The organism is Hymenobacter rubidus, assembly GCF_016734815.1.
Lineage (GTDB): Bacteria > Bacteroidota > Bacteroidia > Cytophagales > Hymenobacteraceae > Hymenobacter > Hymenobacter rubidus.
Map to the genome: position 1 here is coordinate 46319 of NZ_JAERQF010000033.1, position 11335 is coordinate 57653.

Annotated in this window: 9 protein-coding genes; 4 read left to right on the forward strand and 5 right to left on the reverse strand. The window is 60.7% G+C overall.

Features of this window, described 5'->3' with window-relative positions; translation table 11 throughout:
* Nucleotides 1-108: 108 nt before the first annotated feature.
* Entirely contained in the window at nucleotides 109-2157 is a 2049-nt protein-coding gene (locus JKL48_RS18590; RefSeq protein ID WP_201985927.1) for a M13 family metallopeptidase, read from the forward strand.
* Between the two features lie 80 nt (nucleotides 2158-2237).
* Here the strand turns inward: JKL48_RS18590 and JKL48_RS18595 are convergent, their stop codons facing one another.
* The 3 genes from JKL48_RS18595 to JKL48_RS18605 all read right to left on the reverse strand — a co-directional run bounded on the left by JKL48_RS18595 (nucleotide 2238) and on the right by JKL48_RS18605 (nucleotide 6824).
* Nucleotides 2238-4142 (reverse strand): ATP-binding protein, encoded by a 1905-nt coding sequence (locus JKL48_RS18595; protein ID WP_201985928.1) that lies wholly within the window; start codon nucleotides 4140-4142, stop codon nucleotides 2238-2240.
* A 353-nt stretch (nucleotides 4143-4495) separates the two neighbouring features.
* The gene (gene tatC / locus JKL48_RS18600) at nucleotides 4496-5317 is read right to left on the reverse strand and encodes a twin-arginine translocase subunit TatC (RefSeq protein WP_201985929.1); all 822 of its coding nucleotides are present in this window, start codon (nucleotides 5315-5317) and stop codon (nucleotides 4496-4498) included.
* A gap of 214 nt (nucleotides 5318-5531) precedes the next feature.
* Nucleotides 5532-6824 carry a serine hydroxymethyltransferase gene (locus tag JKL48_RS18605; RefSeq protein ID WP_201985930.1) on the reverse strand — a complete coding sequence of 431 codons (1293 nt, stop codon included), beginning with the start codon at nucleotides 6822-6824 and terminating at the stop codon, nucleotides 5532-5534.
* 240 nt (nucleotides 6825-7064) lie between these two features.
* On the opposite strand from JKL48_RS18605, the gene JKL48_RS18610 reads away from it, so the two are divergent.
* Both JKL48_RS18610 and JKL48_RS18615 read left to right on the forward strand, forming a co-directional pair.
* Nucleotides 7065-7553 (forward strand): RNA polymerase sigma factor, encoded by a 489-nt coding sequence (locus JKL48_RS18610; RefSeq protein WP_201985931.1) that lies wholly within the window; start codon nucleotides 7065-7067, stop codon nucleotides 7551-7553.
* A gap of 143 nt (nucleotides 7554-7696) precedes the next feature.
* On the forward strand, nucleotides 7697-8485 hold the full coding sequence (locus JKL48_RS18615) for a hypothetical protein (protein ID WP_201985932.1): 789 nt from the start codon (nucleotides 7697-7699) through the stop codon (nucleotides 8483-8485).
* A 918-nt stretch (nucleotides 8486-9403) separates the two neighbouring features.
* On the opposite strand, the gene JKL48_RS18620 is transcribed toward JKL48_RS18615, so the two are convergent.
* On the reverse strand, nucleotides 9404-10102 hold the full coding sequence (locus JKL48_RS18620) for a metallophosphoesterase family protein (RefSeq protein ID WP_201985933.1): 699 nt from the start codon (nucleotides 10100-10102) through the stop codon (nucleotides 9404-9406).
* Between the two features lie 179 nt (nucleotides 10103-10281).
* Entirely contained in the window at nucleotides 10282-10785 is a 504-nt protein-coding gene (locus JKL48_RS18625) for a hypothetical protein (protein ID WP_201985934.1), read from the reverse strand.
* Between the two features lie 132 nt (nucleotides 10786-10917).
* Between JKL48_RS18625 and JKL48_RS18630 the strand changes: the two genes are divergently transcribed.
* On the forward strand, nucleotides 10918-11160 hold the full coding sequence (locus JKL48_RS18630) for a 4a-hydroxytetrahydrobiopterin dehydratase (protein ID WP_201985935.1): 243 nt from the start codon (nucleotides 10918-10920) through the stop codon (nucleotides 11158-11160).
* Nucleotides 11161-11335 lie beyond the last annotated feature (175 nt).

Below are 11335 nucleotides of genomic sequence, written 5' to 3' on the forward strand. Positions count from 1 at the left end.
TACCACGCAACTAATCCGAAATTTGGGTTACTATCGCAGTAGAGATGCTTCGACTTTGCTCAGCAGGACGTTCTTTATTTTTGAAAGCTTTTGGATTCCTTCTTATTCATGAAAAAACCACTACTTCTGCTCCCTCTGCTTGCAATAGCCGTCACCGGCTGCCCCTCCAATTCGCTGAAAACGGCCAACTCCGGCACCAAGCCCGATTTGCTCCACGCGGCGCTCGATACGACGGTGGCCCCCGGCGACGACTTCTTCACCTACGCCAACGGGACGTGGCTCAAAAACCACCCCATTCCGGCGTCGGAAAGCCGGTGGGGCATTGGCCAGGAAGTGCAAAACGAGGTGTACGCCCGCCTGCGCCAGACGAGCATCGAAGCTGCGGCAGCAAATGCCGCAGCAGGCAGCAACCAGCAGAAAATCGGGGATTTCTGGGCCGTGGGGCTCGATTCGGCGAAGGCCGATAAGCTGGGCTATGAACCGATTAAATCGGAACTGGACCGCATTGCGGCCATGAAAACGGGAGCCGAAGTGCCGGGCGTTATTGCCCACGAAATCCCGCTGGGCGTAAATGCGCTGATTGGTCCGCGCGTGAGCCAGGACGACAAGAACAGCGACAAAATGGCCCTGTACCTGCGCCAAGCCGGACTGGGCCTCCCCAACCGCGACTACTATTTCAACACCGACTCGCGCACCAAAAACATTCGGGCCGAGTACCTGAAGCACGTCGCCAATACCTTCAAGCTACTCGGCCAGGATTCGAGTACTGCGCAAACTAGCGCGGCCCAGGTGATGGCCCTGGAAACCACGCTGGCCAAATCATCGCGCAAGCTTGAAGCCCTGCGCGACCCCTACGCCAACTACCACAAGATGAGCATTGCGCAGCTCGACAAGCTCACGCCCGGCATCAATTGGAAAACCTGGCTGGGCCAGTTGGACTTTCAGCAGGCGGACACAGTTATCGTGGGCCAGCCAGAATTTTACCAGACCGTGGGCCAGCTGCTGAAATCCAAACCGCTAGCGGATTGGAAGGCTTACCTGGCCTGGCAGGTAGCCCGCGAGTATTCGCCCACGCTCAGCCGCCCGTTCGTGGATGAGAATTTTCATTTCTACGGCACGGTGCTACGGGGTGCCAAGGCCATCCGGCCCCGCTGGAAGCGCGTGCTGGACATGCAGGAAAACGCCTTGGGCGAAGCGCTGGGCCAACTTTTCGTGAAGGAGTATTTCAAGCCCGAAGCCAAGGCCCGCTACGATACACTGGTGAAAAATGTAGTGGCCGCCTTCGCCGAGCACATTCAGAACGTTGACTGGATGAGCGCGCCCACCAAAGTAGTTGCCCTGGACAAGCTCCACAAAATCACACCCAAAGTAGGCTACCCTACCAAGTGGAAAAACTACGCTGACTTAACAATTGACCAAAGCTCGCTGGCCGCCAACGTCATGCGCGCCAACCGCTGGCAATACAACTTCCAGCGCAACAAGCTGGGCAAGCCCGTGGACCGCACCGAGTGGCGCATGACCCCGCAGACCTACAACGCCTACTACAGCGGCTCAAACAACGAGATTGTGCTGCCCGCCGCGGCCTTCGCCATTCCCGGCCTGCTCGATGCCGACGCCGACGATGCCTTGGTGTACGGCTACGCCGGCGCCAGCACCATTGGCCACGAGCTCACCCATGGCTTCGACGACCACGGCAGCCAGTACGACGCCCACGGCAACCTGCACGAGTGGTGGAGCAAAGCCGACCGCCAACGCTTCACTCAGCGGGTAAATGGCATTGTGAAGCAGTTCAATAGCTACACCCTGCTCGACTCGCTGCACATCAACGGCAAGGCCACCGCCGGCGAAAACATTGCCGACTTGGGCGGCATCGTCATTGGCCTCGATGCCTTCAAAAAAACCAGGCAGTACAAGGAGGGCAAGAAAATAAACGGCCTCACGCCCACGCAGCGCTATTTCCTGGGCTACGCCCTGGGCTGGCAGATGCACACGCGCGACGAAAGCCTGGCCTCCCAATTGCTTACGGACGTGCACTCGCCCGCCCAATACCGCGTAAACGGCCCCATGGCCGACGTGCCGGCCTTCTACGAAGCCTTCGGCGTGAAGCCTGGCCAAAAACTCTACCGCCCCGACTCAACGCGGGTGGTGATTTGGTGAGACGTTGCGCTTAATGAGGAATGAGCAATGAAGAATGAGCAGTTAAAGCTAACATTCTTCATTGCTCATCAACCGACGCGTCACTTCGCCATGGGTAAGCTCACCGTGACGTTGGTGCCCGCGCCGGGGCGGCTTTGAATGACCAACGTGCCGCCGTGGCGGTGCACGAAAGCGCGGCTCAGCGCCAGTCCCAAGCCCAGGCCGGTGGTACGGGTCGTGGGTTCGACTTCATCACCGGGGGCGGGGCCGCTGGTGAGCGAGGCCACGGTGGCGGCGCTCATGCCCGGCCCGGTATCGGTGCAGCTGAGCAGCACCATGCCCGGGTCGTCGGGGTCGGGGCCGGCTTCAAGGTGCACGTGGCCACCAGAGGGCATGAATTTCAGGGCATTGCCTACGAGGTTGCGCAGAATGGTGCGGGTCATGTTGCGGTCGGCCAGCAGGCGCAGGCCGGGGGGGGCGGCCATGGTAATGTGTTGCCAGCTAGCAGCAGCCGTCGTTTGGTACAAGGCCTGGCACTCGGCAAACAGGTCCGAAACTAGCAGCGGGGCGGGGCGGCATTCCAGCTCGCCGGTCTGGCTTACGGCCCAGTTCAATACGTTATCGAGCAAGTGGTTGAGGCTGTCGGCGGCCTGGCGCACCAGTGCGGGTAGGCGAGCCAGCCCCACCTGGTCGTTTTGGGCAATGTAAGAGTCAATCAAGCTAGTAACGCCCGCAAAGGCCGTGACCGGGCCGCGCAAGTCGTGGGCCACAATGGCGTAGAGCTTGTCCTTCGACACGGCCACCCGGCGCAGTTCGGCTGATACTTTTTCCAGGGCCCGGTTGTTGGCGGCCAGGGCCGAGCGGCTGCGGCGCAGGTTGCGGTAGAGGTAAATGGCCACGGCCAAGCCAATGGCCAGAATGGCCACGGCCGCGGCCAGTAGCCGGCTGCGCCACACTTGCTCGTCGTGCTGGGCGGTGAGTAGGCGCAGGCGACGGGCCCGCTCCTGGGCTTCGGAGCTGACCTGGGCCGCGGCCAGGGTTTGCATGGTCGCGCGGTTGTTGAGGCTGTCGTTGAGCTCCACGTAGTGCTGGTTCCACTCGTACGCTTTGCGGTAGTCGCCCCGCTCCGCTGCTTCTGCCGAGAGAATGCTGTAGGCGTCCTGCACCCGCTCCAGGTAGTTGCTCCGGCGCGCCAGGCGCAACGCTTCGCGGGCCGCCCCCTCGGCTCGTTCCGGCTCCGAGGTTTGGATGTAATACATGGCAAACAGTACCAGCTGCTCCGCCTGATTGCGCAACGAGTGCTGGCGCCGGCTGATGGCCAGCGCCTGGGTCAGCAAGCGCTTCACGCGCGGCAGGTTGCCGGCTTGCATCTGGTAGGTTGCCAAGCTGGACAGGTAGGTGGATTCGGCGGTAGAGTCGCTGGCGCGCCGGGCCAGGGCCAGGGCCAGCGAATCGAAATGCAAGGCCTGCGGCAACTGGCGCCGATAGAAAAACAAGCTGCCGACGTTGCCCAGCAACCGCATGCGCGTGCGCGGCGTCACGCCGGCTTGCGAAACCAGCTGCAGTGCCCGCCGGTAGTGCCGCCAGGCCGTGGTGGAGTCGCCGCGCTCGTGGTAAATGCTGCCCTGCGAGGTGTAGGCCCGGGCCAGGGCATCCACATCGTGCAGGCGGCGCGCCAGGGTTTGGGCCTCCGAAATCAGGGCCAGGGCTTCGGGGCCGTTGGATAGGTTGGCGTAGCAAGTGGCCAAGCACAGCAGGCTATGCAGCAGCGGGGCGTCCTGCTCGTCGGCCGGCAAGGTGCGGGCCAATGACACAGCGGCTTCGCCATAGGGCAGCGCGCGGGCGGGCTGCTCGGAACGCAGCAGGTAACACATCCGGTCCAGAAGACGCAGGCGGGTGGTGTCGGGCAGGCGGGTGGCCAGCCGCTGGCGCAGAACATCGATGCCAGCCATTGGCGGCTCCCCCGCTACCGCCCGGTTCACGGGCAGCAGCAGCCAAAGGGCCACCAGACATCTCAGCAAAAACCCAGGCCGTGTCATCATTAGCTGCATAGTGCTAATTCAAAGATAAGCACTATTTCGCCAACCTTCACGCTTTAATACCATTTTCACCAAACTGCCCGTGTGCTGGTTTCCTCATTGCGGAAGCCAAAAATGGTGCACAAGGGTTAAAATGATTGGTTTTTGCCCTTTCAGTGCCCCAACAATTTACAGCCAATTACCGTTTCAAAAAGGCCGATACAATTTCTCTAACACTTTTGCACCTTACCTGCTCCCGCTGCATACTGGGCACATTCTAATTTAGCAGAATAGTGAAGCCCGCCCTTAGCCGGGCCGAAGCAGGCCGTTATTTACCCTGTTCAGGCCCCGCGCTCGGCCTGCCGGGCCAGCTTGGCGTTGAGGCGGGCAGCGTCGCCGCGGCGCACCACGCGGGCAATGTGAATGCTCAGCTCGTAGAGCAGCAAAATGGGGATGGTGACGATAATCTGGGCCGAAATGTCGGGCGGCGTGATAACGGCCGCAATGATGAGGATGACCACAATGGCGTGCTTGCGGTAGAGCTGCATGATTTCGGCCGAAACCAGCCCGGCCTTGGCCAGAAAGAACACAATCATGGGCAGTTCAAACACGAAAGCGCACGACAGACTCATGGTGCTCAGCGTGCTCAGGTAGCTCTGCATGTCAATTTGGTTTTCGATGGTGGGGTCGACCACGTAGCCAGCCAAAAAGTTGATGCTCAGCGGCGCGGCGATGTAGTAGCCGAACAGCAAGCCCAGGACGAAGAGGATGGACACGAAAAACACGGCCCCCTGCGAATTCTGCCGCTCGTGTGGGTAAAGGCCGGGCTTCACAAAACGCCAGATTTCCCAGAACAGGTAGGGAAACGCCAGGCAGATGCCCGCCATAAACGAGGTGCTGATGTGCATGGTGAGCTGCCCGCTCATCTCCCGGTTCTGAATGACAAACCCGATTTTGTCGATGCACAAGTCCGGGGCGTGCACCAGCGCGCCAAACTTGCAGAACATGCGATAAGTCCAGAAATCGGGCCGCGAGGGCCCCAGAATCAGGTCGTGAAACAGAAAATCCTTGGCAAAAAACGCCGCAGTCGAGAACACCACCACCGAAATAGCCGCCCGGATGATGTGCCAGCGCAGGGCCTCCAGGTGGTCGATGAAAGACATTTCGTGCGGTTCGCCCGAGGGGTTTTGTGGTTGCGGTTGAGGTTGCACGGATGAAAATCAGGGGATTTGAGGAGGAGTAAAATCGTTTGTCATCCTGAGCGCAGCGAAGGACCCCATCACGCTCGCGGCAGTTGGATTACTGCAAATCGTTTAACGGTGATAAGGTCCTTCGCTGCGCTCAGGATGACAAACGGCATCATCCCTTACGTAAAAGCTACGCAAACAGCGGGTAGTCCTGCAGCCAAGTGTTCACGCGCTGGCGCACCTGCCCGATGCGGGTGTCGTTGTCGTGGTGGGTCAGGGTTTCGTCAATCAGCTCCACGATGCGGGCCATGTCGGACTCGCCCAGGCCGCGGGTAGTTACGGCGGCCGAGCCAATGCGGATGCCGCTTGTCACAAACGGCGACTTGTCATCAAACGGCACCATGTTTTTGTTGATGGTGATGTCGGCGCGCACCAGCGTGTTTTCGGCCAGCTTGCCGCTGATGCCTTTCGAGCGCAGGTCAATCAGCATGAGGTGGTTGTCGGTACCGCCCGAAATGATGTCGTAGCCCAAGGCGGTGAAGCCCTTGGCCAGCGCCTGCGCGTTGCGGGCCACCTGCTGGGTATAAGTTTTGAAGTCGTCGGTCAAGGCTTCGCCAAAGGCCACGGCCTTGGCCGCGATGACGTGCTCCAGGGGCCCGCCCTGGGTGCCGGGGAACACGGCGCCGTCGAGCAGGGCCGACATGGGGCGGATTTCGCCTTTCGGGGTTTTCAGACCGAAGGGATTCTCGAAGTCCTTGCCCAGCATGATGAGGCCGCCGCGCGGGCCGCGCAGGGTTTTGTGCGTGGTGGTGGTCACGATGTGGCAATGCTCGAACGGCGAGTTCAGCAGGCCCGTGGCAATGAGGGCCGAGGGGTGCGAAATGTCGGCCAGCAGCAGGGCACCTACTTCGTCGGCGGCTTCGCGCAGGGCCTGGTAATCCCAGTCGCGGGAGTAGGCCGAGGCGCCGCAGATGATGAGTTTGGGCTGCTCGCGGCGGGCAATTTCTTTAATTTTGCTCCAGTCGATGAGGCCGGTTTCGCGCTCCACGCCATAGAAGCTGGGCTGGTAGAGCTTGCCCGAGAAGTTCACGGCCGAGCCGTGGGTGAGGTGGCCGCCGTGGCTCAGGTCGAAGCCCAGGATTTTATCGCCCGGCTGCAGGCAGGCCAGCATCACGGCCGCGTTGGCCTGGGCGCCGGAGTGCGGCTGCACGTTGGCCCAGACCACGCCGAATAGTTCCTTCACCCGGTCGATGGCCAGCTGCTCCACCTGGTCCACGATTTCGCAGCCGCCGTAGTAGCGCTTGCCGGGCAGGCCCTCGGCGTACTTATTGGTGAGCACGGAGCCTTGGGCGGCCATCACCTGTTCCGAAACGTAGTTTTCGGAGGCAATGAGCTCAATTCCGTGGGTTTGGCGGGTTTTCTCCTGAGCAATGAGGTCGAAAATGACGGTATCGAGGAGGGCGGAGGGGGCGGCTGTTTGCATGGCCGTAAAGGTAAGGGGGGATGAGGAATAGGGGAGGATACGGCTGTCATCCTGAGCGCGGCGAAGGACCTTACCTCGTTTGGTTTCTTTAGAATTTACTGCAAGCCGTTCAGCGGTGAGAAGGTCCTTCGCTGCGCTCAGGATGACAGCTGTATTCCTATTCCCTATCCCTTTCTTCCCTATCCCCTATCCCGTATTCCCCGTTTCCGTCGTTACTTGCTAGTGCCTTTATTCCCTGTTATGTCCGCGCCCCTCGCCGAAACCCTTACCCAGCTCCGCATCGGCAATCAGAAATTTCTGGTTGACTTTTACCAGCGCAGCCGGCACCTGTTTGCCCGCTGGGCCCAGCGCCAGCACCGGCTGAATGCTGCCCAGGCCCACACACTATTGCAGGATACCCTGCTCGATTTCTACGACCAGGTAGCCGATGGCCGCCTCACCATCCTACCCGTCGATTTGCGCGACTACATCTACGGCATGGCCCAGCAGCGCCTGGCAGCCCAAGTGCCCGCCAACGTGCCCCTGCCCGCCGCCGAAGCCAGCCGCCGCCAGCGCCTCTTGGCCCAGTTCAACCAGCTCGGCAACGACTGCCAGCAGGTGCTCACCTACTTTTACTTTCGCGGCTACAATTTTGAGAAAATGGGGGGCAAAATGGGCTTCCCCAACGCCACCGTGGCCCGCCGCCAGAAAACCACCTGCCTGCGCAAGCTTTACGAGCTGCTCCGCTAGGCAAGGAATAGGGAATAAGGGATAGGGTAGCAGGGTAGATACCATTGCTTTTTACTCCCACTCCATCTCCTCCTACCCTTTTTCCTTTTGCCTTCTCCCTACTTTCTTATCCCCAGTCTCCTCCTACCCTATTCCCTTTCCCCATGGACCTGCGCCCTTACTTCGATGAGCTGGAACGCTTTGCCGACGGCCAGATGGCTCCGGCCGAGCAGGATGCCTTCGAACTGCGCCTAGAGCAGGACGAGGCCCTGGCCGATGCCCATGCGGCCTTCGAGCAGTTTACCGCCGACCTGCGCTGGGCGGCCGGGCACGACACCCTGCGCCTGCGCCTGCAAGCCCTTGATGACCGCATGAACGAACGGGGCTCGGCCCTGGCCCGCGCCGAGCAGCTGAGCCAGCGTCGCCAGCGTCTTTCTACCCTGCTGGGCGCGTTGGGCGTGGTGTTGCTGCTGGCGGCGGGGGCCGTGGCGTGGTACCTCCTACGCCCCAGCGCTGCCCGCCCCGCCCACAATTGGGAAGCCTACTATCAACCCGACCCCGGCCCCGCCGTGACCACCGGCCTGCTGCACAGCCGCCCTCTGCTCTCCGAAGCCCTCGACCAGTACCAGTCGGGCCACTACCCGGCGGCCCTGCACTCGCTCGGGCGCGTGTCGCCCACCAACGTGGGCGCCGACACCCTCACCTACCTGCGCGGCCTCATGCTGCTGCGCCAGGGCCAGGGCAACGCCGCCCAGCTCTACCTGCGCCGCGTGGCCGACGACGGCGACGCGGGCGAGCTGGCCCGCCGGGCCCGCTACCACCTGGGCATGGCTTACTGGCAGGCCAAAGAGCTGGCTCCTGCCCTGGCCACTCTGCGCGACGTGGCCACCGATTCGCTCAACCCTTATCGGGCCTCGGCCCGGCGGGCCGTAGCAGCCGGCGTGTTGGACTAGCAGTAATCGTTCGCCTTGTCACTATGCAAATCCTCAGGCCACTGTATTGCAGCAGTCGCTACAACCCCAAAAACCCAACTGTCAAAGCAGTTACAGCGGTTTCGGAGTAGGTGTACAGGCGCTGGAAGTAGCGCGAACTGTGTAGTTCGCGTCCCCGAACAACTTGCAGATGGCTTTAGCGGCGCTGGGACGCTAACTACAAAGTTCGCGCTACGGTACACCGACTCCGAAACTGCTCTAGGGCTTTTTTACGACATGGCCGAGCATGTCGCTTGCCTGTTTCCGTTAGTAAGCGCTTGATAAATGGAGCGAGGCGCGTGGGCAGGAATGCCCGCTTGCACGTGGCTACCCAACAGCAGCAACAAGCCCAGCAGCAGGCCCACCAGTTGCCAGCGCCACCGGACCCACCACCGAGCAGCCGGCTGAGGTCCAAAAGAATGCATACCGGGGGGTAAGACGTCTTTCATAGGGTAGCAAAAACAAAATGAGACACCAGCGCCCCACTGGCCGCGCCGCCAATTCGGGTGCAGCCTCTTTGCGAATCAGCACTCCAGCTGCCATCCTCAGCCGACGTAGATGGGAGGCAGCGGCACAACCAGGATGACGCAGCTGTCCGGTTGTGCACAGAATAGGCCTGAAACCAAAACAGCAATTACCAAACTTAGGCTGCTGATATACAGAGCGCAATAGCCACGTCAATCAGCAAAACATAAAATACAATTCTGAAGGCATTTTATTAAAGATATCCTATTACTTTCGAAAAAATCTGCTATAATATTTTTTTATCTCCGGTTCTTATTAACAATATAACAATAGCGACTTGTCTTGATTAAGCATAAAGGAGCCAGTGCAGCCATGGGGTTTTGCAGCCTAGCTGGGGGTAGTTACCGATAATAATTTTGAGGCATACAGGATTCCTCAGCGCTTGCCAATGGCATAAGCGGGCTCGCAGTTGGGCACTTGGGTCAGGTCCCAGGTGTCGAGGTTGAGGGCGGTGAGGTGGGCCAGCTCGGGGTTGTGGCGGTACACGCAGCCGGTGTCCAGGCCCAGTGCGCCGGGGCGGGTGGCGGCTTTGGCGCGCACCTGGGCCGTGAGGGTGGGCACGTGCCCGTGCAACAGGCGCTTACCGGCCAGACGGGAAGGGTCGTACACGTATTTTTTAGTGTTGAGCATGGTGGTGTAGTCTTGGCGCATTTCGGTGGGCGGCAGGGCAAAGTCGTAGCCGGCGTGCACGAGCACAAAATCCGGCAACTCGATTTCATAAGGCAGCGTGGCCAGCCAGTCGAGGTAGTGCGCCGGGATGTCGGACATGCGCCGCACCCCGAAGCTGCGCAGGGTGGGCTGCCGGCCACGCGGCCCCAGCCAGTCCCAGCGCCAGCGGTGCCGGGCCGCGTCGAGCAGGGCCTGGTCGTGGTTGCCGCGCAGGCATTGCACGTTGTAGCCGCTGGCTTGCAACTGCATCAGGTAGTCGAGCACGCCCCGGCTGTCGGGGCCTTTGTTCACGTAATCGCCCAGCAGGTAAAGCTCATCGTGGCGGCTCAGGCACAGTTTTTCCTCCACGAGGCAGCGAAAGGTGTGCACGCAGCCGTGCAGGTCGGTGGTGGCGTAGCGGCTCACAAATAGCGTGGAATGAAGATTGATACGGATAAAAAGCACGTCATGCTGAGCGGAGCCGAAGCATCTCTACCGTGTTAGTAATCGTTTACTAGTGCGATAGAGATGCTTCGGCTCCGCTCAGCATGACGTGCTGTTGGTCAATCGATGACTGGCTTAGTGGCCGTTGCGCGGGGCAAAGCTTATTGGTCGATGGCCGTATCGGTGGCATCGGGGTCGGTTAGCTCGGCGTTGGTATCGGTGCCGGTGATGGGCGAGATGGGGCGGGGCTCCATCTGGCCCATGCCCACGCGGGAGTTGGGGTTCAGCATTTCGTCGAGGCCGGGGCGGCGGTCGTGGGCATCCAGCTCGTCGACGGGGCGGCCGCTGGGCACAATGGAATCGGTGTATTCATCGAACGCCGGCATGTCCTGGTTGGGGCGGTCGGGGCGGCCTTCGTCGGCGGAGCGCATGTTGTCCTGGGGCGGGCTCATGTTGTCGGCCGTTTCGTTCACGCCCACCGCCGTTTCACCGCCGGCCGTATCGGAACCGTACCCCTCCTTGCCCTCGCGGTTGCCAAAGCCGCCGCGGGCCGCTTCGTTTTTGGGCGGGTCGGCGTTGGGGATGTGGTGGCCGGCCTCCATTTCTTCGTTGGTCGTGTCGTCGTTGATGACGCGGATGGGGCGGTTGTTGGGGTCGATGGCCATTGGGAAGGGAAATGAAAAAAGGGAATGAGAGAAAGGTGCGACTGCAAGAAGGTGTACTTTGGATTTCTCATTTTGGTTTTACCCCAGCGTCCCCTCTGGACTCAGTCATCACCCTTCAATATAGTAAAAACCATGTGGATTGAAACCGACAACAGCCTCTGCCGCAGCTTTCGCTTCGCCGATTTTAAAACGGCCTTCGCCTTCCTGACCGACGTGGCCGCCGAAGCCGAGCGGCTCGACCATCACCCTTGGTTCAGCAACGAGTACAACGCCGTGGAATTCCGCCTGCGCACCCACGATGCCGGCAACACCGTGACCAAGCGCGACCACCGCCTGGCCGAGGCCATTGACGCCGTGGCAGCGCGGTATGTTTAGGGCGAAGCATTGGGCGGACCTGTCATCCTGAGTGCAGCGAAGGACCTTCTCACGCAATAACAATTCGCAGTATTTCAACCCATGCGAACGTGAGAAGCTCCTTCGCTGCGCTCAGGATGACAGGCGCCTACCATTTCCCAACCCGCTACCTTTGCATCATGCCCAATACGGTTCT